This window comes from Streptomyces sp. NPDC057900, assembly GCF_042887885.1.
Taxonomy (GTDB): domain Bacteria; phylum Actinomycetota; class Actinomycetes; order Streptomycetales; family Streptomycetaceae; genus Streptomyces.
The window spans coordinates 944319-968405 of sequence record NZ_JBHVOI010000001.1 but is presented as its reverse complement, the minus strand read 5'-3'; the positions used below and the strand labels follow the sequence as shown (position 1 = coordinate 968405).

The following is a 24087-nucleotide window of genomic DNA, read 5'->3' as shown; positions in this document are numbered from 1 at the left end:
GCACTTGGTCGCCGAGTCACGAAGCTGACGGCACTCGACAGCGCGGGGATCGGAACCGCGACCGCAGTTCGAGGACGCGGTCCACACCGGCCGTCAGCTCCAGCGGGGCCGAGAGTGATCCGGTGGAGGAGCCGTTGAGGGTGCCGCCGTCGCCCGTACGTACATCGACACGGGCGTCCCGGCTGGGACGCAGCACCGCGGTGGCGGTGCCGTCGGCCCGCCAGGCCAGGTCCAGTCCGGCGCCGAACCTCGTGCGCACGCCGCGCAGTTCGCCGCTCGGGCAGCTGGTCAGCGGGGCCGGGAGCAGGACCAGCCGGTGCGGGGTCGACTGGACCAGTGACTCGATCACCGCGGCGGGCAGCCCATGTGCCGCGTCCGCGTTGTAGACGTTGCGGGACGGATAGTGGGCGCTCATCAACGAGTCGTGGAAGAAGTCGCCCGCCAGCACCGCGTCCAGGGCCGCCGAGGCCCGTGCCCCGTCCCGCAGCCGCGCGGCGACCAGCGCGTGGTGCAGATGGCCGTGCGCGGAGTCGTTCTCCGAGCCGCGCAGCTCCAGCGCGCGGTGCGCCGCGGCCGACAGCTCCGGGGTGTCGTACGGATTGATCGCGTCCAGCGGCCACACCGGGTACAGGTGGCTGAGATGGCGGTGGTCGTACGTCTCCTCCAGGCCCGGCCACGCCCACTCGGCGAGCGCGCCGTCCTCGTTGACCCGGTACTCCGGGAGCCGGGCGGCCAGTGCCCGCCGCCGTGCCGAGGCCGGACGGGTGGGGGAGCGGTCGGCCGACACGGTCAGCGCGTGCCGGGCGGCCGCGAGGTCCATCGTCGCGTTCACCGTCCCCCAGCTCGCGTTGGCCGGACGGTTCTCCGGGGAGTACGACGGCACGACGGCCACCGTGCCGTCGGGTGCGGTACGGGTCAGGAAGTCCTCGTAGAACAGGGCCGCCTCGTCCAGCGCGCCGACCAGTCGCGGGTCCGTCACCCCGCAGGTCTCGGCGTGCTCGATCAGCGGTTCCAGGAGCCAGTCCGCCCCCGCCGTCCACAGATGCAGCGGATACGCGCGCTGGTAGTGACGGGTGTGGCCGGACTCGCCGTCGGTGTGGGAGGGAGCGACGATGCCGCGCGCGCCGAAGAGGGCCCGCGCGTTGTCCCGCCAGTCACCGAGCTGTCCGTACACCAGGGCGGCGTGCGCCCGCGACACCTCCGGCAGCGCCGCGGCCGCCGCGGAGGCCATCTGGAGGTTGAGGTTGGCGTTGGTGGTGAACGCCCCCGACCAGGCGGTGTCCCAGTCGCCCGTCCACAGGCCCGTCAGCCGGGGCGGCAGCACACCGGAGGACGAGAGCAGGTGGTAGCGCCCCGCCGCGAACAGCCGCTCCAGCAGCGCGGGACTGTCCGCCAGGCGGATCAACTCGCTTCCGGGCAGCATCCGTTCCGCCGGATCCGCGTCCAGCGTCAGACAGGCCCGCTCGAAGGCGGCACGGTGCAGCGCGACGTGCCGGTCGAGCAGCGCCGGGTAGTCGTCCCCCGGCAGCGCGGCGCACTCCGCCGCGAGGTCGAGGTCACCCGCGTGGCGCCGGACCCGGGTGAGCAGCAGCAGGCTCCGGGCCCCCGCGACGCGGATGCCCTCGCCCGACACCGACACCCGCCCGCCGTCCGCACGGACCTCGGTCACCCCGGTGTACGCGAGATCGCTGTCCGGGTAGCCCGCCCGCAGCGTCAGCCGGGCGCCGCCCGGAGTCAGCGCGGTGCCGCGCCCGATCGCGAGCCGGGGCGGGGCGCCGGGCAGGGCATGGTCCAGGGTCAGGTCCACGGCGAGGCCGGGGCCGGTGACCCGCTGCACGATCACGTCGTCCGCGCGGGAGACGAAGACCTGGCTGCGCCGGCCCTCGCAGACTGCCGTGATCTCACCCGTGGCGAAGTCGACCGTGCGGCGGTAGCCGCCGTACGCCGTGTCGTCACCGGAGCCCGGTACCGAGGCGCGGGTGGGGGTGGGGCGGATCCTGGTCTGGAACGCCGGGTGGAAGGGCTGCACCCAGACCAGTGGCCGCCCCGCGCCGAACTGCTCACCGGCCGTGGTGTCCCCGGTCAGCAGGGCGTCCCGCAGCCGCTCCAGCCGGTGCGCCAGCTCGGGCGGGCGGAGGTGCTCGCTGCCGTTGGGCCGCACCAGCGTGTGATGGTTGACGATGACCCGGTCGTCCGCCGGATCCCCGTACACCATGGCGCCGTGCCGGCCGTTGCCGCCGAGGAAGGCGTCCTCCCAGCGGGCGGCGGGGCGGGGCTCCCAGGTGCCGTCGATGTGCGCGCGGCCGGTCACGGCGCGGCGCTCCTCAGCACGGCCACACCGTGGCGGCCCAGCTCCACCCGGCCTCGCACCGCCCGCCCGGTCAGCAGGTCCTCCAGGGCGCCGGGCACGGTCACGGTGACCTCGGCCCGCCCGTGGTTGAGCAGGAAGAGCAGCTCGCCGCGGCGGACCGCCTCCACCCCGTCGGGCAGCCCCGCCACCACCGGCCGCGCGCCCGCCTCCCGGGCCACCCCGCCCAGCAGCGCGCGCAGCGCCTCCGGTTCCGGGAGCGTCGACAGGTACCAGGCCCGCTCCCGGCGCAGCACCGCGGGCAGCCCGGCGAGCTCGCCGTCGCGGTAGGCGGCCACCACCTCTGTGCCCGCCTCCGCCTCCAGCTCCTCGGACCAGAGGGCGCCCCGGAAGCCGTCGCACTGGACGGCCGAGCCCGCGTCGAGCGGCCACCACTCGTGCAGGGTCCTGATGCCGAAGAGCTCGCGCAGCCGCGCGTCCATGCCGCCCGGCCTGATCCGGTCGTCCACGTCCGCGACCCCGCTGAAGAACCCGCAGACCAGAGTGCCGCCGCCGCGCACGTACGCCACGAGGTTGTCGATCGCGGTGTCGCCGAGCAGATACAGGTGCGGCACGGCCACCGCCCGGAACCCGCTCAGGTCGGCGTCCGGCCGGGCGAACTCCGTGGCGAACCCGTCCTCCCACAGCGCCCGGTGCCAGCTCCGTACCACCTCGGTGTAGTCCAGCAGCGCGGACGGCCTGCCCTCCTGCGCGCCCGCCCACCAGGAGTCCCAGTCGTGCAGGATCGCCACGTCCGCGCCGACCCCGCTGCCGCTGACGGCCGGTCCGATCACCGCCAGTTCGGCGCCCAGGCGCTTGATCTCCCGGAAGGTTCGGCCCTGTTCGCCGGCGTGGCCGACCATCCCGGAGTGGAACTTCTCCGCGCCCTGCCGGGACTGGCGCCACTGGAAGTAGCAGACGGCGTCCGCGCCGCGCGCCACCGCCTGGAGCGACCAGAGCCGGTTCAGGCCCTCGGGCTTGGGGTGGTTGACCCCACGCCAGTTGACCGGTCCCGCGGCCTGTTCCATGAGCATCCACGGCCCGGCGGCCTGGGAGCGCGTCATGTCGGCGATCATCGCGTTGTACTGGCCGCCGTGCGGGTCCCGGGGGTCCGGGTAGATGTCTACGGAGACGATGTCCTCCTGGGCGGACCAGGCCCAGGCGTCCTGTCCCGACCAGAGCGGCATGAAGTTCGTCGTCACCGGGATGTGCGGGGTGTGCCGGGCGACGATGTCCCGCTCGGCGACGTAACACTCCATCAGCGCGTCGGAGGTGAACCGTTTGAAGTCCAGCACCTGCGTGGGGTTCTTCATGTACTGCGCCTTGCGCGGCGGCAGGATCTCGGCCCAGGCGTCGTAACGCTGGCTCCAGAACGCGGTGCCCCAGGCCTCGTTGAGCGCGTCGACCGTGCCGTACCGGCTCCGCAGCCAGCGCCGGAAGTGGGCGGCCGTCCCGTCGCACCAGCAGTGCGTGCAGTACTCGTTGTTGATGTGCCAGACGGTGAGCGCCGGGTGGTCCGCGTACCGGGCGGCGAGGTCCTCGGTGAGAGCGGCGGCGTAGCGGCGGTAGACCGGGGAGCTCGCGCAGAACTGCTGGCGCGAGCCGTACCAGATGACCGAACCGTCCTCCGCGCGCGGCAGCGTGTCGGGGTGCCGCGCCCCCATCCAGGGCGGCGGGGAGGCGGTCGGGGTGGCGAGCACGACGCCGATTCCGTGTGCGTGCATCAGGTCCATCAGCCGGTCGAGCCAGCCGAACTCCCGTGCACCGGGGCGCGGTTCGATCTTCGCCCAGGAGAAGACGCCGAGCGTGACGGAGTTGACCCCGGCCTCCCTCATCAGCCGGGCGTCGTCCTCCCACACCTCTTCCGGCCACTGCTCGGGGTTGTAGTCGCCTCCGAAGAGGATGCGGCCGCGGGCCGCGTCACGCAGGGACGGCATGGCGTCTCTCGTTCCTTGGAATGGGTTCTGCGACGGGGAGATCGGTGAGATGGGGCGGCCATGTTGCGGATCAGCCCTTCACCGCGCCGGTGAGCATCCCCTTCTGGAAGTGCTTCTGGACGAACGGCGACAGCACCGCGACCGGGATCAGCGCGAGGATCATGACCGCCATCTGGACGGCGAGGCTGTTGATCGCCCCGCTGCTGACCGCCGCTCCCATGGCGCCCGGCGGCACCTGGTGCTGGAGGACCAGCTGACGCAGGATCATCTGGAGCGGGTACTTGTCGCTGTCCTGGATGTAGAGCATCGCGTTGAACCACTGGCTCCAGTAACCGACCGCGTAGAACAGCGAAATCACGGCGATCACCGCACGCGACAGCGGCATGATGATCTGGAGCAGGATGCGCCACTCGCCGGCGCCGTCGATCCGGGCCGCGTCGATGAGTTCGGGCGCGGTGTCCATGAAGAAGCCGCGCAGGACCAGCACATTGAAAACGCTGATCGCGCTGGGAAGAATCATCGACCAGTAGCTGTCGCTCAGCCCGATGCCCGTGACCAGCAGATACGTCGGGATGAGACCGGCACCGAAGAACATCGTGGCCATCAGGGTCATCAGCAGCGGACGGTGCGCGTACGAATCGCGGCGGCTCAGCCCGTACGCGCACAGGACGGAGACGACCATGCTGACCACGGTGCCGACGACAGTGAGGCCGACGCTGACGGCGGCCGCGCGGGTCACCGCGCCTCCGCTGAGCAGCTCCTTGTAGGCGATGAAGGTGATGTGCCTCGGCCAGACGACCAGTCCGCCGGCCTCGTTGATCGTCCTGGTGTCGGAGAGGCTGGTGACGAGCACCACCCAGATGGGGATGATCACGACCGCGCAGATCGCGATGAGACCGAACCCCTTGAAGGCGAGACCCGCCTTGGTGGGCTCCTCCTCCCACACCGGCCGGGGCTCCATGCGCAGGGCGCGCTGGAGCGGGGTCTCGGTGCGGGGCGCGGCCGGCGCCGGGTCCTTCGCATGTTCCAGGAGAGTTGTCATTTCTTGGAGTACACCCCCTGCTCACCCAGCATGTGGGCGACCTTGTTGGCACCCAGCACCATGGCGACGCTGAACAGCCCTTTGAAGATTCCGGCGGCGGCCGCGTAGCCGAAGTCGCCGGTCTTGATGCCCGTCCACCAGATGTAGGTGTCCAGGATTTCCGAGGCCCCGGCCCCGACCTGGTCGCGCTGGAGCAGGATCTGCTCGAAGTCGAGGTTGAGCGCGCTGCCCACCCGCAGGACGAGCAGCAGCGCGATGACCGGGCGCAGCGCCGGCAGCGTCACATGCCACATGCGGCGCCAGCGGCCCGCCCCGTCCACGGCGGCGGCCTCGTACAGATCGGTGTTGACGGCGGCGAGCGCGGCGAGGAAGACGATGACGCCCCAGCCGGCGTCCTTCCACACGGCCTGGGCGGAGACCAGGAACTTGAAGAAGCCCGGGTTGGTCATCAGGTCGAAACCTTCGTGGCCGTGTTCCCGCAGCCACTGGGCGACCAGTCCGGCGCCGCCGAACATCTGCTGGAAGACGGTGACGACGAGCACCCAGGAGAAGAAGTGCGGCAGATAGACGACGGCCTGCACCCAGGCCCGCACCCGTGCGCTCATGATCGTGTTGAGCAGCAGCGCGATGGCGATCGGGATGGGGAAGAAGAGGACGAGCTGGGTGACGAAGATGACCAGGGTGTTGATGAGGACTTCCCAGAAGCGGTAGTCCTCGAAGATCCGGGTGAAGTTGTCGAAGCCGATGAAGGGGCTGCCGGTGATGCCCAGGTCGTAGACGTCGTAGTCCTGGAAGGCCACGATGTTCCCGAGCAGCGGGATGTAGTTGAAGAGCAGCAGCAGGGCGATGGCCGGCAGTGTCATCAGCACCAGAGTGCGGTCGCGCCGCAGCCGCTGGCGCCAGGTGATGCCGCCGGGCCGTTTCGCGTTCTGCGCCGGTCTTCTCTTCACCGTAGGAGGGCGGCCGCTCCCCTCCCCGCCGACGTCACCGATGCCGCTGCCGCCGGCCGGGGCGCCCGCCCCGTCGGGTATGCGGTCCGGGTCGGTCGCGACCGTGGCCCGTGGCTTCACCCTGTGCTCCCCATGTCGTGCTCTCCGCCCTGGCCGCCGGGGTCGTGCGCCCGACGGCGGCCCTCGTGCTGTCCTGCGTACGGTCGGTACGTGTCGTGCGCGTCGTACGCGCCGTGCCTGCCGTACGTGTCAGTTGCCGGAGCCGTTCTTTTCGAGAATGTCCTGGTACCAGGCGCGCAGCTTCTCTCCGCCGCTCTTCTTCCAGGTGTTCACCGCGTCGTCGATGTCACTGACCTTCTTGCGGCCGCGCCGGATGTCCTTCTGCAGGTCGTCGAAGGGTGTGTACAGGGAGGCGTACCGCTGCGGTTCGACGATCTGCATGCCGAAGAAGAGCGGCTTCTTGACGTTCGGGGCCTGGCGCGCCATCCAGGCCGCGTAGTCCTTCGCCAGCTGCGGCTGGTCCGGGTAGGCGATGGAGGTGGGGGGAGAGGCGAGGAACAGGAAGGTGGAGGGCTGGGCCTCCTCGACACCCTGCGGCGTGTAGGTCGGGGCCCCGTCCTTGAGCGTGTAGTGGGTGCCCTCGACGCCGTAGTTGGTGAGCATGAACTCCTTGGTGCCGTAAGGCGCGGCCGCGTAGTCGGCTATCGCGAGGAACTCCTCGATCCGCGCCTTGGAGAGCTTCTTGCTGAGGAAGGTGAAGATGCCCGCCGGGTCGTCCTGCCAGAGGACCGGCCTGCCGCCGTCCTGGTTGAAGAAGTCGAGTGCCTGCATGTCGAACTTCGGATTGGCGGTGGCCTGTTCGGTGACCATGCCCTTCCAGCCGCCGGTGCCGTCGCTGTACATGACCACGTGACCGCTGGTGAAGCGGATCTTGGAGTCGGCGTCCTTGTTGGCCTCGGCGTCCGGGTGGACGTAGCCGCCGTCGTGGAGCTTGCGGGCGAAGGCGAGTGCCTCGCGGTACTCCTTCGTCTCGATCTTGTGGACCAGCTTGCCGTTCTCCAGCTGCCAGTAGTGCGGCGCGTCGGGCAGCAGACCGTAGATCTTCTGGATGCAGGTCCAGAGGTCGTCGAAGGCCCACACCTTCTTCTTGGGAGCGGTGTACTCCTTGCCGAAGGCCAGCAGGTCGTCCGCGCCGGCGGGCACGGCTCCGGAGCCGATCAGGTCCTTGCGGTAGAAGATCGCGTTGCCGATGACCGGCGTCGGCATGGGCAGTCCGCGCAGCTTGCCGCCGAAGACGGAGTACTGCCAGGCGCCCGTCGGGATGTTCGCCAGGTTGGGGTACTTCTTGACGGCGTCGCCCGCCAGATACGGGCTCAGGTCCGCGAACTTGGCGGTGATCGCGTTGCGGATCTGGCCCACCATGTTCCAGCCGGGGATGGTCATGGCGTCCGGGATGTCCGAACCGGCCAGCACCGCACCGATTTTGTCCTGGTAGGTGTTGCCGTCCTGCGGGTCGAAGTTCAGCGTGGCGCCGACCGCCTTGTTCACCGCCGTGTAGTACGGGTTGTTCTTCTTCGGGACGGTGCCCCACAGCGGGGTCATGACGCGGAACTGCGAACCCTTGCCCGGTACCGACTTGACCGAGGTGACCAGCGGGTCCGGCAGCTTGGTGAAGCCGGGGCTCGAACCGTTGACGCTCGCGACATCCGGCTCGACCAGGTTCAGCCGGGCGTACGCCGGTACAACCTTTTTCAGCGCCTTGCCCGTTGTCGCACCCTCCTTGCTCCCGGAGCCGGAACCGGAACCCCCGCACGCGGCGAGCAGCGGTACCCCGCCGGCCACGGCGACAGCGGCCACCGCGCCGGTGGCGAGGAAGCTTCTCCGGCTCGGAGCCGTGGAGGAGGGGGAGGAATTCGGCGTCATTGCGTCAACCCTTCGAGGCGCACCAGGACGACACGTGGCGGGTGACCGCCGTTCGGTTCCTGTGTCTGAGGTGGAGCGTTGCTGACTGGGCCGGTGTGACCGGCCGCAGGTGAAGCGGTTCAACAGGGAGGCGGCAGAACCTGTCACCGTCCCGGGAATTCCGGGACGTCCGGCGTCCCGTCGAAGCTCTTTCGGAGCGATGTCGAAACAATGTCGAAGCGCTTCGATGTTGCAGCGAGGTTAAGTGAAGGCTCCCGGCCGCACAAGAGTCCGTTTCCAGATTCCTCCGACCTGTTTCCCAACCGTTTCCTGGCTCAACGGGAGCCGCCGAGAACGGAGGTCACGGCAGAGGCCTTGACACTGGCGGGGTTGGCCGCAGAGCATCGAAGCGCTTCGAAAGATCTTCTGAGGCTTCTCGGAGGCCCACACGAGGCCCTGGCACCAAAACCTCCCACCTCTCCAAGGGGACCCGTACGTGACGGAACAACCGCAGCCCTTCCGCGACCCGCGACTGCCCTTCGCCAAGCGCATCGACGATCTGCTCCAGCGGCTCACGATCGATGAACGGATCGCGATGCTGCACCAGTTCGCACCGGCCGTCGACCGGCTCGGGCTCGGCGCCTTCAGGACCGGCCAGGAGGCCCTGCACGGCGTCGCCTGGATGGGGCCGGCGACGGTCTTCCCGCAGGCTGTCGGGCTCGGCGCCACCTGGAACGAAGCGCTGGTGCGCCGGGTCGGGGAGGCGGTCGGCAACGAGGTCCGGGCCAAGCGGGCACAGGACGACCGGGTCGGGCTCAACGTCTGGGCCCCGACCGTGAATCTGCTGCGCAACCCGCTGTGGGGCCGGGGCGAGGAGGGGTACTCGGAGGACGCCTGCCTCACCTCCGCCATCGCGGTCGCGTACACCCGGGGGCTGCGCGGCGACCACCCGCACTACTGGCGCACCGCCCCCGTCCTCAAGCACTGGCTCGCCCACAACAACGAGACCGACCGCGACACCGCCTCCTCCTCCGTCCGCCCCCGGGTCCTGCACGAGTACGACCTCAAGGCCTTCCGTGACGCGGTCCTGGCCGGCGCGGTGGCCGGGGTCATGCCCGCGTACAACCTGGTGAACGGGCGGCCCAACCACGTATCGCCGCTCCTGGCCCAGCAGTTGCGCGGCTGGACGGACCGGTCGCTGGTGGTCTGCTCCGACGCGGGCGCGCCGTCCAACCTCGTCGACTCCGAGCACTACTTCGACACCCACGAGGAGGCGACGGCCGCCGCCCTGCGGGCCGGTGTCGACAGCTTCACCGATCACGGCCAGGACCCCGCCGTCATGACCGGCCGCATCCGGCGAGCCCTGGAGCGCGGACTGCTCGACGAGCACGACATCGACACCGCCGTCCGCAGACTGCTCGAACTGCGCTTCTCCCTGGGCGAGTTCGACCCGGAGCTCGATCCCTTCGCGGGCGCCGCCGACTTCGACACCCCGGAGCACCGGGCGCTCGCCCAGGAGGCCGCGGAGCAGGCCGTGGTGCTGCTGAAGAACGACGGCCTGCTGCCGCTGGAGCCCGCCGCCGGGAGGACCGTGGCGGTCGTCGGGCTGCTCGCGGACTCCTGCAAGCTCGACTGGTACAGCGGCACCCTGATCCACCGCTCCACCCCGCTCGACGGGATCCGGGAACGGTTCGGCGCCGAGCACGTGGTGTTCGCGGAGGGCGCGGACCTGGTCCGGCTGAAGTGCGCGGACGGCTGGCTCCAGGTGCCGGCCGCGGCCACCGGCCAGGACTCGGCACGGGGTGCCCAGGGCGCCCTGGACCCGGCGCTCCTCGCGGGCCGCACCGATCTGCCCCCGCTGACCTGCGGCGACACCCCGACAGACCTGGCGCTCGTGGACTGGGGCAATGGTGTGATCACCCTGCGCGAGCCGGCGGGCCGCTATCTCTCGGTGGCCGAGGACGGCTGTCTGCGGGCATCCGCGGACGAGCCCGGCGGCTGGATCGTCCAGGAGACTTTCCGGCTGGAGGCGGTGGAGGGGCATGCGGGCGGTCACCGGCTTCTGCACGTCGGCACGGGTAGGTATGTCTCTGTCGCCGCCGAGGGCGTAAAGGTTGCCGCCCCCGGCGAAGAAATCTCCGCCCGCGGTGCGGAGGAAGTTCTCGGGACGGAGGCCGCTCTCGGGACGGTCTTCGAGATGGAGGTGACCGAGCGCGGCGAGGACGCCGTGGCCCGCGCCGCCGCCTCGGCCGACACCGTGATCGTCGTGGCCGGCAACGACGCCCACATCAACGGCCGCGAGACCGAGGACCGCACCACGCTCGACCTGCCCGCCCAGCAGGAACGTCTGTGGCGCGCCGCCCACGCCGCCAACCCGCGCACCGTCCTTGCCGTCACCTCCGCCTACCCGTACGCCCTCACGGACGCGGCGGCCACGCTTCCCGCGCTGCTGTGGACCGCGCACGGCGGACAGGCCGCGGGAACGGCGCTCGCCCGGGTCCTGGCGGGCGACGTCTCTCCGGCAGGGCGGCTGCCGCAGACCTGGTACGCCTCCGACGCGGAACTGCCCGGTCTGCTCGACTACGACATCATCGGCTCCCGCCAGACCTACCTCTACTACCGGGGCACACCCCTCTACCCGTTCGGTCACGGACTGTCGTACAGCGAGTTCACCTACAGCGCTCTGACCGCGGAGCGTGCGGGCGACCTCGTGCGGGTGTCGCTGACCGTCACCAACACCGGGGCCGTCGCCGCCGACGAGGTCGCCCAGCTCTACGTGCGGGCGGTCGCGCCGTCCGTCCCGAGGCCGCTGCGACAGTTGGCCGGCCACCGCAGGCTGCACCTGGCGCCCGGCGCCGCCGAGCGTGTCGAGTTCGGCGTCCCCATGACCGAGCTCGGGCACTGGGACGTGGCGCACGGCCGCTGGACCGTCGAGCCCGGCGCGTACGAGATCCAGGCCGGTGCCTCCAGCGCCGACATCCGGACCGTCACCGCACTCACCGTCGAGGGCGAACCGGCCGGACCCCGGCAGATCCTGACGCGGGGTCTGGAGGCGGCCGACTACGACGAACAGCTCGGCACCGCGATCGTCGACCGGACGAAGACCGACGGCGACGCCGTGACCGCGTCCAACGCCCGTAACGAACTCCTCTACCGCCACTGCGACTTCGGCGCCGGAACCCGGGGCCTCGCGGTGTCGGCGTCGGGGGAGGGGACCGTACGCATCACCGTCGACGGCGCGACGGTCACCGTACCGGTGGGCGCCACCGGCGGTCCCTACGACTACCGCACCCACCGGGCCGTGATCAGCGCCTCGGGCGTCCGCGACCTGCGCGTCACCCTGGAAGGCGGCGTACGTCTCGCCCGGATCGCCTTCACCGGGGACGCCGAGTGAACCGGCCCGTGCCGCGAACCCCCGCTCCCGGAAGCCCCGTTCGAGTTGTCCCCGGCAAGGAGTCCTCATGAAGTTCACCGACGGCTTCTGGCTCATGCGTGAGGGCGTACGCGCCTGCTACGCGACCGAGATCCGCGATCTGCGCGTCAGTGACGACCGGTTCACCGCTTACGCGGCGGTCAAGCACGTCGCCGAACGCGGCGACACCCTCAACACCCCACTGATCACCGTCGAATGCTTCGCCCCGGCAGAGGGGATCATCGGCGTGCGCGCCACCCACCACGCCGGGAAGGCGAACCGGGGGCCCGACTTCGCGCTCCCCGGACTGGACCCGGCAGCCGCCGGTGCCCGGACCCGGCAGGACGGGGCCGTCACCGAGCTGACCAGCGGACCGCTCACCCTGCGCATGGACGGCGACGGGCCGTGGGGCCTCACCTTCCTCGACGCCGAAGGCCGCCGTCTCACCGGGGTCGACACCAAGGGCACCGCCTTCGCGACCGCGCCGGACGGCAGCCACCACATGGTCGCCCAGCTCGCCCTGGACATCGGGGAGAACGTCTACGGCCTCGGTGAGCGCTTCACCCCGTACGTGAAGAACGGCCAGAGCGTCGACATCTGGCAGGCCGACGGCGGCACCAGCAGCGAACTCGCCTACAAGAACATCCCGTTCTACCTCTCGTCACGCGGCTACGGCGTCTTCGTCAACCACCCCGGAAGGGTCTCCTTCGAGATCGGCTCCGAGTCGGTGGGCCAGGTGCAGTTCAGCGTCGAGGACCAGTCGCTGGAGTACTACATCGTCGCCGGGCCGACGCCCAAGGAGGTGCTGGCCCGCTACACCGCGCTCACCGGCCGCCCCGCGCTGCCGCCGGCCTGGTCGTTCGGGCTGTGGCTCACCACGTCGTTCTGCACCTCCTACGACGAGGAGACCGTGGCGTCGTTCGTCGACGGCATGGCGGGGCGCGAAATCCCGCTCTCCGTCTTCCACTTCGACTGCTTCTGGATGCGCGAGTACCAGTGGTCCGACTTCCTGTGGGACCCGGACGTCTTCCCCGACCCCGAGGGCATGCTGGCCCGGCTCAAGGAGCGCGGCCTGCGGATCAGCATGTGGATCAACCCGTACATCGCCCAGAAGTCCGCGCTGTTCGCGGAGGCCGCGGAGCTCGGACACCTGGTCCGCAGGCCCGGCGGTGACATCTGGCAGTGGGACCTGTGGCAGCCCGGCATGGCCCTGGTCGACTTCACGGACCCGGCGGCCCGCGAGTGGTACAGCGGCAAGCTCCGCGTCCTGCTCGACCAGGGAGTCGACTGCTTCAAGACGGACTTCGGCGAGCGCGTGCCCACGGATGTGGTGTGGCACGACGGCTCGGATCCGGAGCGGATGCACAACTACTACGCACAGATCTACAACCGCACGGTCTTCGAACTGCTGGAGAAGGAGCGCGGAGCCGGCGAGGCGGTGCTCTTCGCGCGCTCCGCGACGGCCGGCGGCCAGCAGTTCCCGGTGCACTGGGGCGGCGACTGCTTCGCCTCGTTCACGGCGATGGCCGAGTCCCTGCGCGGCGGCCTCTCGCTTAGCCTGTCCGGGTTCGGCTTCTGGAGCCACGACATCGGCGGCTTCGAGGGCACCCCGGACCCTGCTGTCTTCAAACGCTGGCTCGCCTTCGGCCTGCTCTCCTCGCACAGCCGGCTGCACGGCAACGTGTCGTACCGGGTGCCGTGGGCGTTCGGCGAGGAGGCGGTGGACGTCACCCGCACGTTCACCCTCCTCAAGCACCGGCTGATGCCGTACCTGTACGGGGCGGCCGCCACCGCCCACCGGACGGGCGTCCCGATGATGCGCCCCATGCTGCTGGAGTTCCCGGACGACCCGACGACCCGGATGCTGGACCGTCAGTACATGCTCGGACCCGACCTGCTGATCGCACCGGTCTTCACCGAGGACGGGCAGGTCGAGTACTACGTCCCCGAAGGCACCTGGACGTCGCTGCTGACCGGGGAGACCGTCACCGGGCCTGCCTGGCGCCACGAGACCCACGGCTTCGACAGCCTGCCGGTCCTGGTCCGCCCCGGCGCGGTGCTCCCCTGGGGCGCGGAGGACCAGCGCCCGGACGGCGACTGGCTCGACGGACTCACCCTGCGCGCGTTCGGTCCGGCGGCCGCCGCCGACACCGTGGTCACGGTGCCGGACCTGACGGGCGCGGTCGCCGCGACCTTCAGGGTGGTCCGGGACGGGGACGCCCTGGGCGTCACGGCCGAGGGCAGCGACCGGCCCTTCCGCGTGGTCGACGAGGAGACGGGAGCCACGGGGGAGGGCGCGGGCACGGTGACGGTGCGGATGCGAGTGAGGGGCGCCTGAGAGGGCGACGCCCGGACGCGCGGGCGGTGACCGGCTCCCCCGGTACCGTCCCGCGCTCAGCGTGTCGCGTCCGCCAGGGCCCGGTCGGCGGCGGCGCGGGAGGTGTGCCACAGGGTGGTGACCGGTTCCCACACCTGGATTCCCCGGCCCATGCCCACTGTCGCGGCGCCGAACGTGACGCCGTGGTGCGAGGGGTCCGCCGCCACGGACAGGCTGCGGACGACGTGACCTTCGGTGGCGCCCGGGGCCGCCGTGCGCACGGCGGCGTACCCGCGCTCGCCCGGCGAGAGCACATAGGGGCCGCTGGTGGCGGGCGGTACGGCCTCGGCCGAGCCGTCCAGCCCCCGGAAGGTGACCGTGGGGACGCGGTCCACCACGCAGGTGCTCCCGCCCCGGTTGGTGACGGCGATCCGGGCCACGTTCCGCTGCCCGCCGGACGAGGCCGAGACGCTGAGGGAGCGCTCCTGGCAGACACTCGGACGGGCCGACGCGACGGCCGGCGTACCGGCCGGGGCGGCGGCCGCGCCGGTGGCGGTCAGGGCCACGGCGGCCGTCGCGGTGAGAGCGGCGGTGAGGACGGAGGACGGGCCCATGATGTTTCTCCCCTTGGGTCGACAGCTTGCGGACCGACAGGGACATTCTGGACGGTATGCCACGCTCCTGGCGATAGATGGGTCATATCGGTTCAATGTCTACGGCCAAGGGGCTGGGTACCCGGACTGTACCTACACCTATTAGGTAAATCCTTAAAAGATGTAGGATCGTGAGTGACGGCCGACGGGTTGACGGAAGGAAGAGCATGGTGCGCGCGGGGCTCACGGCTGACCGCCTGACTCAGGCCGGGGCGGAGCTGGCCGATGAGGTCGGCTTCGACCAGGTGACCGTCTCGGCGCTCGCCCGGCGGTTCGACGTCAAGGTCGCGAGCCTGTACTCGCATCTGAAGAACTCCCACGACCTCAAGACCAGAATCGCCCTGCTCGCCCTTGAGGAGATGGCCGACCGCGGTGCCGCCGCACTCGCCGGTCGGGCGGGCAAGGACGCGCTCAAGGCCTTCGCGGACGTGTACCGCGACTACGCCCGCGAGCACCCCGGTCGTTACGCCGCGGCCCAACTGAGACTCGACCCCGAAGCGGCTGCTGCCAGCGCCGGCCGCAGGCACTCGCAGATGACCAGGGCCATCCTGCGCGGCTACGACCTGACCGAGCCCGACCAGACACATGCCGTCCGGCTGCTGGGCAGCGTCTTCCACGGCTACGTCAGCCTGGAGACGCAGGGCGGATTCAGCCACAGCGCCCCCGACTCGCAGGAGAGCTGGTCGCGGTCCCTGGACGCACTGGACGCCCTGCTGCGGAACTGGCCCGCCCCCTGACCGGAGTTCCCGGGCACCTCAGCGTTCCGAGCGACACCTCAACGTCCCGAGCAACAGGCAGAGACAACAGGCAGAGACATGCAGACCGAAACCGACTGGATCACCACACCGATCACCGCACAGCTCCTGCGTGGTGCGCTCGACCTGGAGCGCACCGAGCACGGCGTGCGCCCGCACCGGCTGCCCGCCCGCGCCCGCGCACAGTGCGCCGACGCGCAGTTGGCGATGGCGGAGGCCCAGCCGTCCGGCGTGCGGCTGGTGTTCCGTACCGCCGCCACCGTGATCGAGCTGGACGCACTCCGCACCAAGACGGCCTATCAGGGTGCGCCGCCCCGTCCCGACGGTGTCTACGACTTGCTCGTCGACGGGCGCCTCGCGGGACAGGGGAGCGTGACCGGCGGCAACGTCCTCCTGGTCGACATGACCGCCGGGACCGCGCGGACACAGCCGGGACCGGTCGGCACCGTACGGTTCGACGGGCTGCCCGAAGGCGCCAAGGACATCGAGATCTGGCTGCCGTACAACGAGAGCACCGAACTCGTCGCCCTGCGCACCGACGCCCCCGTCGAACCCGCCCCCGACCGGGGCCGCAAGGTGTGGCTGCACCACGGCAGTTCGATCAGCCACGGCTCCGACGCCGCGAGCCCCACCACCACCTGGCCCGCGCTGGCGGCCTCCCTCGGCGGGGTGGAGCTGGTCAACCTGGGCCTGGGCGGCAGCGCCCTGCTCGACCCGTTCACGGCGCGGGCGATGCGCGACACCCCCGCGGACCTGATCAGCGTCAAGATCGGCATCAACCTCGTCAACGCCGACCTGATGCGGCTGCGGGCCTTCACCCCTGCGGTGCACGGCTTCCTCGACACCATCCGCGAGGGGCACCCCACCGTCCCGCTGCTGGTGGTCTCGCCCGTCCTGTGCCCCATTCACGAGGACACCCCGGGCCCGAGCATGCCCGACTTCAGCAACCTCGATGAGGGAAGGCTCCAGTTCAAGGCCGCGGGCGACCCCGCGGAGAGGGCGGCCGGGAAGCTGACGCTCAACGTCATCCGGGAGGCCCTGAGCGGTCTCGTCGAGCAGCGCGCCGCCGATGACCCGAACCTGTACTACCTCGACGGCCGGGCTCTGTACGGAGAGCGGGACTTCGCCGAACTGCCGTTGCCGGACCAGCTCCACCCGGACGCGGCCGCCCACAGTCGTATGGGCGACCGCTTCGCCGCGCTCGCCTTCGCGCCCGACGGCCCGTTCGGCGCCGAACGCCCGTCCTGATCAACGTGCCGGCCCGTCAGCAGGCCTTGTCCGTCGGCCGGTCCGGGGTTCCGGTCCGGCCGACGGACGTACGTCACATGCCCGGCGGGACCCGGGACGGGCGGCCGTTGCCACGGGTCAGCGAGTAGCCGAAGACGGCCGCGAGCGCGCCCAGCACCCCGCCGCCGACGGTCCACAGCCAGCGGTCGGTCCACCAGCCGGAGGCCCAGCCGTCCTCGGGTTCACCGGCCAGCGGGACCGGGGCGGCCGAGGCGGCCGAGGCGTCGTCGTCGGAGGCCTGCTCGGCCGAGGACACCCCGGGCACCAGCGGCTTGGACAGGGTGCCGTCGACGTCCCCTGCACCGCCCTTCCCGGCCGACGTGACCTCGACCTCGGTCCGCACCGGCAGACCGAGATCGGACGAGGGCAGATCGATGACGGTGAGGCGGACGTAATAGCTGCCGGGCAGCGGGTCGTTGGCCCACGGCTCCGACCAGGCCCTCACGGTCCGCAGGACGCAGGTCAGCTCGACCGTGGCGGCGTCGGCCGCGGCCTTGCCGGTCTGCTTGCCGTACATGCAGGCCTGGCGGCGGCGCAGACCGTCGTACACGTCGATCTGCCACGTCGAGACGCCGTGCCGGGTGGCTGCCTCGGGCAGGGTGACCTTCGCCTTGACGGTGGGCCGCTGGCCCGCGTCGGCCGGGAACACCCAGTACAGGTAGTCGCCCGTGGAGCCGCCGGCGGTGGCGGTCTGGTTCTGCTGGATCGCGGTGGCGGTACGGAAGGCGGTGCCCGCCTCCGTGGGGCCCGAGCCGTCGCCGGAAGCGCTGGGGCTCGGTGACGGGTCGTCCGCGACGGCGGCTCCCGCCCCGGTCAGCAGGGCGAGGCCGGTCAGCAGCGCGCCCGCGAGCACACGTGTCGTACGGATCATCGGTTGGTCCTCCAGACGGCGATGCGCCAGCGCGAGATCCAGCCGGTCAGCAGGCCCGCGACCAGTCCGGTGAGGACGAGCACGCCGAGCAGCCACCAGCCGCGGCCCAGACCGAACGCGGCGACGTCGGCCGCGTTGCCGGGCCCGTCCACCACATCGACGGTCAGCTCGACCGGCATTCCGGGCGAGGTCTTCACCGAGGCGGGCGCGGAGAAGGAGTTGCTGACCTGGAGGCAGACGGTCTCCGCGGCGGGCTTTTCGTCGTCCGTGTCCTGTTCGGGCTTCGGGTAGCGCAGCCCGGCCGAGATGGCGTCGGTGCGCCCGGTGCCGGACTCGGACCCTCTGACGATCTCGCGGCCGTGCACGGTCACCGCGCGCAGCAGCGTCCCGTAGTCGTTGTTCACGGCGCGGTCCGCGAAGACGCTGACGGAGGCGCGCAGTTCCTGGCCGGGCAGCACCTCCACCCGGTACCAGCGGTGCTCACCGATCTTCTCGCGGTCGGTGTAGAGGCCCGCCTTGAGCTTCGGGGCGTCGGTACAGCTGTCCGCGCCCTCCGTCGCCACGGGGGTGACGACGGGCTCTGCCGCCCGGTCCACCAACTGCTTGACCCGGCCGGAGAGTTCATCGGTGTGCTGGACGGCGGTGTACGTGCCGCCGGTGGCCTCCGCGATGCAGGTCAGCTGCTTGCGGATCTTCTCGTTCGGCACCAGGCCGAGGGTGTCGATGACGAGGTGGATGCCGCGTGCGGCGATGTCCCGGGCCACCTCGCACGGGTCGAGCGGGCCGCAGGTGTCCTCGCCGTCGCTGATCAGCACGATCCGGCGGGTGGAGTCGCCGCCCTCCAGATCGTCGGCGGCGCCCAGCAGGGCGGGTCCGATCGGGGTCCAGCCGGTGGGGGCGAGGGTGGCGACCGCGGTCTTGGCCTCTGTGCGGTCGAGCGGGCCGACCGGGTAGAGCGCCTTGGTGTCCTTGCAGCCGACCTTCCGGTCGTCGCCCGGGTAGTCGGCGCCGAGCGTGCGGATGCCGAGCTGCACCTGCTCGGGCACCGCGTCCAGGACCTCGTTGAACGCCTGCTTCGCCGCGGTCATCCGGGACTGGCCGTCGATGTCGCGGGTCCGCATGGAGCCACTGACATCGAGCACCAGCTCGACCTTGGGGGACGCTTTCGTGGGGGTTTCATCGGCCGCGGCGGGGAGGGCCGAGCCGAGCCCGGCGGTCAGGGTGGCGAGCAGAATGCCCACCCCGACCGTCAGCCTTCTTCTTATGATCATCGCCGGATAGTAGTGAACATCAGTTCGCTATCCAAAACGGGTCGCTGACGGGACGTCGGCCGTCGGGCGGGGCGCCGCCGCCCGCGTTCGACCGGGCCCGTGTTCGGTCCCGCGCGGGGGCGCCGCCGCCCGCGTCCCGTCCCGCTTCAGTGCCGCGTTCAGTCCCGCGAGCGGTCCTGCGCGTGGTTCGCGCCCAGAAGCGGTCCGGCCGCCCGGTCCAGTACCGAGCCGATCCTGTCCCAGGTGGTCAGATCCCGTTCCACCGCCGCGAGTTGCCGGTCCCCATCGCTCCGCCAGCCGGTGGCGACGGCGACCGGGTCCGTACCCGTGGCGGCAGAGGCGGCGAGGGCCGCCGCGCCCACCGCGACGAGTTCGCCGCTCGCCGGTACCGTCACCGGGCGCCCCGACAACCGCCGTACGGTCTCCACCCACTGGTGCCCCTGGGCGCCGCCGCCGATCAGCAGCAGCGGCCGGGCCGCCACCTCGGGGTCCGCCGGGTCGAGCCCGCAGGCCCGGAGCAGTTCGTCGAGCGCCCGCAGCACGGTGAAGACCGCGCCCTCGTAGGCGGCGCCCAGGATCTGCTGGGGAGTGGTGTCGTGCCGCAGCCCGGTGAGGAGACCGGAGGCGGTGGGCAGGTCGGGGGTGCGCTCGCCGTCCAGGTAGGGCAGGACCACCGTCTCGCCGCCGGGTGCGGCGTCGGCGCGGTCCAGGCCGAGCAGGGCGGCGACCTTGTCGACGGCGAGCGTGCAGTTGAGGGTGCAGGCCAGCGGAAGGTACGTGCCGTCGGCCGCGGCGAAGCCGGACAGCGCGGGGGAGGCGGGCCGGGTCCGGGAAGCGGCGAAGACCGTGCCGGACGTGCCGAGGCTCAGCACCGGATGGTCCAGGAGCCCGGCGCCGCCGAGCCCGAGACCGACGGCGGCGCTCATGTTGTCCCCGGTGCCCGCCGCGACCGCGATACCGGCGGGCAGGCCGAGCGCTTCGGCGGCGCGGGCGGTCAGCGAGCCGATGCGGGCCGCGCCGCTCGCGGCCACCTCGGGCAGCAACGCGGGCTCGATGGACAGGAGTTCGAGGAGCTCGGGGTCGTAGCTTCCGGTGGCGGTGGAGTACCAGCAGGTGCCGGACGCGTCGCCGGGGTCGGTGACGGCGCGGCCGGACAGCCGCTCGGTGAGGAAGTCGTGGGGCAGCCGGATCGCCGCGGTCGCCGCTGCGGTGGCGGGCTCGTTCTCCCGCAGCCACTGCCACTTCGACGCGGTCATCGCGGCCACCGGAACGGAGCCGGTGCGCGCGGTCCAGGCGTCGGCGCCGCCCAGCGCGGCGGTGAGGGCGGCGGCCTGCGGGGCGGAGCGGGTGTCGTTCCACAGCAGCGCCGGGCGGAGCGGGGCGCCGTCCGCGTCCATTACGACGAGGCCGTGCTGCTGGCCCGCCACGGCGATCCCGGCGACGGCGGACGCGGGGACGCCCGACTCCTTGAGCCCGGCGGCGACCGCGTCGCGCAGGGCCTGCCACCACACCTCGGGGTCCGTCTCGCGGGCTCCGGCCTCCCCGGTGACGACGTGGGGGGCACGGCCGACGGCGAGCAGCCGCCCGGACGCGATGTCGACGAACGCCGCTTTGGTGGACTGGGTGGAGCTGTCCACACCGATGACGACGGTGAGCGGCGGCATGGCTGGCCTCATTCTCTGGTCTCAGGGGTCGGTCCGGCGTGGCGGGATGCCGTGGGACATCGCCCTGCGGGTATTTGATCGTACGGAGAACAAATTAGGTGATCGAACCGGCTGGGAACAGGGGTGGGGTGGATTTCCGTCATGCGGCGGATTGGGTCGTCGGACGGGTGTTCGTGCGCGAGGGTGGGTATGGAGTCGAGCTGGGGGGTTACGTCGCCGGGGTGGTCCGTGCATGATTAGTCATGACACTGAACAAATTGAGGTTCGGCCGCTCGACCGGCTGCGGACCCATGGCACCGAAGGCGGTTGGACCATGACCGAGCGTTTCACCCCCACCCCGCAGGACAAATTCACCTTCGGCCTGTGGACCGTGGGCTGGCAGGGGCGCGACCCGTTCGGTGACGCGACCCGGGAGGCGATCGACCCGGTCGACTCCGTGCAGCGGCTCGCGGAGCTCGGCGCGTACGGTGTGACGTTCCACGACGACGACCTGATCCCGTTCGGCTCGACGGACTCCGAGCGCGAGGGCATCGTGAAGCGGTTCCGCCAGTCGCTGGACGCGGCCGGTCTCAAGGTTCCGATGGCCACGACGAATCTGTTCACGCATCCGGTGTTCAAGGACGGCGGGTTCACCTCGAACGACCGTGATGTGCGGCGGTTCGCGCTGCGCAAGGTCATCCGCAACATCGACCTGGCGGTCGAGCTGGGCGCGGAGACGTATGTGGCGTGGGGCGGCCGTGAGGGCGCGGAGTCGGGGGGTGCGAAGGACATCCGTCTCGCGCTGGACCGGATGAAGGAGGCGTTCGACCTGCTCGGGGAGTACGTCGTCGAGCAGGGCTACGACCTCAGGTTCGCCATCGAGCCCAAGCCGAACGAGCCGCGCGGCGACATCCTGCTGCCGACCGTCGGCCACGCCCTGGCCTTCATCGAGCGGCTGGAGCGCCCGGAGATGTACGGCGTGAACCCGGAGGTCGGCCACGAGCAGATGGCCGGGCTCAACTTCGCGCACGGCATCGCGCAGGCGATCTGGGCGGGCAAGCTCTTCCACCTGGACCTCAACGGCCAGTCCGGCATCAAGTACGACCAGGACCTCCGCTTCGGCGCCGGTGACCTGCGCCAGGCCTTCTGGCTCGTCGACCTGCTGGAGACGGCCGGCTACCAGGGCCCGCGCCACTTCGACTTCAAGCCGCCGCGCACCGAGGACTACGACGGCGTCTGGGCCTCGGCCGCGGGCTGCATGCGCAACTACCTGATCCTCAAGGACCGGGCCGCCGCCTTCCGCGCCGATCCGGCGGTGCAGGACGCGCTGCGCGCCTCCCGGCTGGACGAGCTGGCGCAGCCCACCGCGGCCGACGGCGTGGCCGGGCTGCTGGCCGACCGCTCCGCGTACGAGGACTTCGACGTGACGGCCGCGGCCGAGCGCGGCATGGCGTTCGAGGCCCTGGACCAGCTGGCGATGGACCACCTGCTCGGCGTCCGCTGACCCCGTCGCGGGGGCGGACGCGCCTACCGGGACGCGCCTGCTGGGGGACGTGCCTCCAGGCGGCATCCCCCGGGCGCGTCCGCCTCCGCGCCGCAGACCGTATCCGAGACGCGTCGCAGACCGCCGCACAGCCCCGTACGCGACGCAGACCGTGCCCGCGTCGCAGACCGTGTCCGCGGGGCCCCTCAGGCCGTGCCGCGCCCCGCGTACGCCACCGGGTCAGCGAGCACGTCGGTCATGACCAGGGCCGCCGCACCCCGTGCCGCGTCGCCCGCGACGGACGAAGCGCGCAGCCGGCCGCTGCCCGGGGACCAGAGCCCGGACACGACCCGGTTTGTGAGCTCCTCGTCGACGGGCGGTGACAGCCACGGCATCAGGTTCCGGTAGATCCCGCCGAGCACCACGGCGTCCGGGTCCAGCAGGTTCACCGCCCCCGACAGCACCCGGCCCAGCATCCGGCCCGCGCCGGCGACGGCGGCGACCGCCCGTTCGTCGCCCGCCCGGGTGCGCCGCTCCAGCTCGGCGACCGCGATGCCGCTGCCGGTCTCCTCGATACCGGCGGCCCGCAGGAGCGCTGCCTGACCCGCGTACTGCTCCAGGCAGCCGCGCGAACCGCAGCGGCACTGCGGCCCCTGCGAGTCCACCACCACGTGCCCGATCTCGCCCGCGAAGCCGTGCGCCCCGCGCAGCAGCTCGCCGTTGATGACCAGGGCGCCGCCGACGCCGATCTCACCGGTCAGGTACAGGAAGCTCCGGATCCGGTCCAGCCCGCCGAACCACAGCTCGGCCAGCGCCGCCAGATTCGCCTCGTTCTCCGAACTGACGGCCAGCGCCTGACGTCCGGGCCGCTCCTCGGCCAGCGCGGCCGCGAACAGCTCCTGCGCCGGGACCTGGTTCCAGCCCAGGTTCGGGGCCTGGCGCACCGCGCCGCCCGAGACCAGTCCGGGCAGCGCCAACGCGACACCCACCGGGAACAGCTCCTGCTCGCCCGCCGAGTCCAGGGTGCGCGCGGCGATCCTGGCCGCCCGCGCCAGCACCTCCGCGGGCGGCGCGCCCCGGTTGTCGAGATGCTCGGTGAGCCGGACCCGGCCGGTGCCCGCCAGGTCGACGACGCACACCGACACATAGTCGATGTTGACCTCGACGCCGAGCCCGGCCGGACCGGTCCTGGCCATCTTGAGCGCGGTGCCGGGCCGGCCCGCCTGCCCGCTGAACGTCTTGCCGGACTCCGTCAGGAACCCGCTGTCGAGCAGCTGCTCGACGAGCGAGGACACGGCGGCCCGGGTCAGCCCTACCCGCGCGGCGACCCCGGCCCGGGTCGCCTCGCCCTCGCCCTCGTCGCGGACGGCCCGCAGCACGAGGCTGAGGTTGCTGCGCCGGACGGTGTCCTTGTCGGCCTTGGGCCCCAGCGGCGTGAGGTTGCTCTTCATATCGGTGCCGAGCCTATGCGATCCCGTACACCGGTACGGGCCGGACGCGGTTGCCACCGGCCTCGGCCACACCCGGTTCAGGGGCATGGCCGGGGCCGGTGGAGTCAGCCGGTCGCCCCGCGCTCCTTGAGCATGTCTGCCATGAGCGAGATCTCCGAGCGCTGGGCCGTCACCATGCCCGATGCCAGGTTCCGGATCTCGTCGGTGCCCGCGGCATCCGCGGCGGCCTGAGCCATGTCGGCACCGGCCCGGTGGTGCGCCGTCATCAGCCGCAGGAACCGCACCTCCGCGTCTCTGCCCTCGGCCCCGCGCAGCGCGTCGAGTTCGGTGTCGGTCGCCATACCGGGCATCAGCGCCCCGTCGCCGCGCGGGGTGAAGGTGTGGCCCATCCACGCCATGGGCGGTCCGGGCGAACTCTTCGCACGGCCCCACATCTCCAGCCAGCCCAGCATCATGCCGCGCTGGTTGGCCTGGGTGTTGATGATGTCGAACGCGAGCCGGCGTACCGCCTCATCGGTGGTCCGGTCCCGGACGATGAACGCCATCTCGACCGCCTGCTGGTGGTGGACCGCCATGTCACGGGCGAACCCCACGTCCGCGGAGGACTCGGCGGGTGCGGACACCGCGGCCTTCGCGTCCCGTGCCGGGGCGGACGCGGAGGGGCGGGCCAGCATGAGCGCGACCAGGGCCAGCGCCAGCAGCAGCAGTGCGCCGCCGGCCAGCACAAGGGGGCGGGACGCACGGGCCGAGGACCCGGCGGAGGGGG

At 71.6% G+C, this 24087-nt stretch carries 16 protein-coding genes; 5 read left to right on the top strand and 11 right to left on the bottom strand.

The genetic code is table 11. From position 1 onward, the window contains the following. Window positions 1-16: 16 nt before the first annotated feature. The 5 genes from ACFVQ0_RS03985 to ACFVQ0_RS03965 all read right to left on the bottom strand — a co-directional run bounded on the left by ACFVQ0_RS03985 (window position 17) and on the right by ACFVQ0_RS03965 (window position 8133). Window positions 17-2311, bottom strand: a complete 2295-nt coding sequence (locus ACFVQ0_RS03985) for a glycoside hydrolase N-terminal domain-containing protein (protein ID WP_390084273.1) — start codon at window positions 2309-2311, stop codon at window positions 17-19. Next, entirely contained in the window at window positions 2308-4284 is a 1977-nt protein-coding gene (locus tag ACFVQ0_RS03980; RefSeq protein WP_390084271.1) for a beta-galactosidase, read from the bottom strand. The genes ACFVQ0_RS03985 and ACFVQ0_RS03980 overlap by 4 nt, the downstream gene beginning before the upstream one ends. Before the next feature lie 70 nt (window positions 4285-4354). After that, a complete protein-coding gene (locus ACFVQ0_RS03975; protein WP_390084269.1) occupies window positions 4355-5326 on the bottom strand; it encodes a carbohydrate ABC transporter permease in 972 nt (323 codons plus the stop codon). Next, a complete protein-coding gene (locus ACFVQ0_RS03970; protein WP_390084267.1) occupies window positions 5323-6396 on the bottom strand; it encodes an ABC transporter permease in 1074 nt (357 codons plus the stop codon). Before ACFVQ0_RS03970 ends, ACFVQ0_RS03975 begins: the two co-directional genes overlap by 4 nt. A gap of 129 nt (window positions 6397-6525) precedes the next feature. Beyond that, the gene (locus ACFVQ0_RS03965; RefSeq protein WP_390085370.1) at window positions 6526-8133 is read right to left on the bottom strand and encodes an extracellular solute-binding protein; all 1608 of its coding nucleotides are present in this window, start codon (window positions 8131-8133) and stop codon (window positions 6526-6528) included. Between the two features lie 541 nt (window positions 8134-8674). Here ACFVQ0_RS03965 and ACFVQ0_RS03960 point away from each other — a divergent pair. Beyond that, window positions 8675-11572, top strand: coding sequence for a glycoside hydrolase family 3 C-terminal domain-containing protein (locus ACFVQ0_RS03960; protein WP_390084265.1), 2898 nt, complete (start codon window positions 8675-8677; stop codon window positions 11570-11572). Window positions 11573-11639: 67 nt separating this feature from the next. Then, complete coding sequence (gene yicI / locus ACFVQ0_RS03955; RefSeq protein WP_390084263.1) at window positions 11640-13928, top strand: alpha-xylosidase; 2289 nt, start codon at window positions 11640-11642, stop codon at window positions 13926-13928. A gap of 56 nt (window positions 13929-13984) precedes the next feature. Here the strand turns inward: yicI and ACFVQ0_RS03950 are convergent, their stop codons facing one another. After that, window positions 13985-14521, bottom strand: a complete 537-nt coding sequence (locus tag ACFVQ0_RS03950) for a DUF4232 domain-containing protein (RefSeq protein ID WP_390084261.1) — start codon at window positions 14519-14521, stop codon at window positions 13985-13987. 206 nt (window positions 14522-14727) lie between these two features. On the opposite strand from ACFVQ0_RS03950, the gene ACFVQ0_RS03945 reads away from it, so the two are divergent. Then, complete coding sequence (locus ACFVQ0_RS03945) at window positions 14728-15297, top strand: TetR/AcrR family transcriptional regulator (RefSeq protein WP_390084260.1); 570 nt, start codon at window positions 14728-14730, stop codon at window positions 15295-15297. Between the two features lie 78 nt (window positions 15298-15375). Further along, window positions 15376-16563 (top strand): GDSL-type esterase/lipase family protein, encoded by a 1188-nt coding sequence (locus ACFVQ0_RS03940; RefSeq protein WP_390084258.1) that lies wholly within the window; start codon window positions 15376-15378, stop codon window positions 16561-16563. Window positions 16564-16636: 73 nt separating this feature from the next. Here ACFVQ0_RS03940 and ACFVQ0_RS03935 read toward each other — a convergent pair whose 3' ends face one another. The 3 genes from ACFVQ0_RS03935 to xylB form a co-directional block, all read right to left on the bottom strand. Continuing rightward, window positions 16637-17473: a hypothetical protein gene (locus ACFVQ0_RS03935; RefSeq protein ID WP_390084256.1), complete on the bottom strand. Its 837-nt coding sequence runs from the start codon at window positions 17471-17473 to the stop codon at window positions 16637-16639. Continuing rightward, on the bottom strand, window positions 17470-18744 hold the full coding sequence (locus ACFVQ0_RS03930; RefSeq protein WP_390084254.1) for a VWA domain-containing protein: 1275 nt from the start codon (window positions 18742-18744) through the stop codon (window positions 17470-17472). Before ACFVQ0_RS03930 ends, ACFVQ0_RS03935 begins: the two co-directional genes overlap by 4 nt. 158 nt (window positions 18745-18902) lie before the next feature. After that, window positions 18903-20408, bottom strand: a complete 1506-nt coding sequence (xylB, locus tag ACFVQ0_RS03925) for a xylulokinase (RefSeq protein ID WP_390084252.1) — start codon at window positions 20406-20408, stop codon at window positions 18903-18905. Between the two features lie 313 nt (window positions 20409-20721). Here xylB and xylA point away from each other — a divergent pair, with 313 nt between their 5' ends. Next, window positions 20722-21891 carry a xylose isomerase gene (xylA, locus tag ACFVQ0_RS03920; protein WP_390084250.1) on the top strand — a complete coding sequence of 390 codons (1170 nt, stop codon included), beginning with the start codon at window positions 20722-20724 and terminating at the stop codon, window positions 21889-21891. Window positions 21892-22076: 185 nt separating this feature from the next. Here xylA and ACFVQ0_RS03915 read toward each other — a convergent pair whose 3' ends face one another. Then, window positions 22077-23321 (bottom strand): ROK family protein, encoded by a 1245-nt coding sequence (locus tag ACFVQ0_RS03915; protein ID WP_390084248.1) that lies wholly within the window; start codon window positions 23319-23321, stop codon window positions 22077-22079. A gap of 104 nt (window positions 23322-23425) precedes the next feature. Next, on the bottom strand, window positions 23426-23995 hold the full coding sequence (locus ACFVQ0_RS03910; protein ID WP_390085368.1) for a DUF305 domain-containing protein: 570 nt from the start codon (window positions 23993-23995) through the stop codon (window positions 23426-23428). Window positions 23996-24087: the final 92 nt, after the last annotated feature.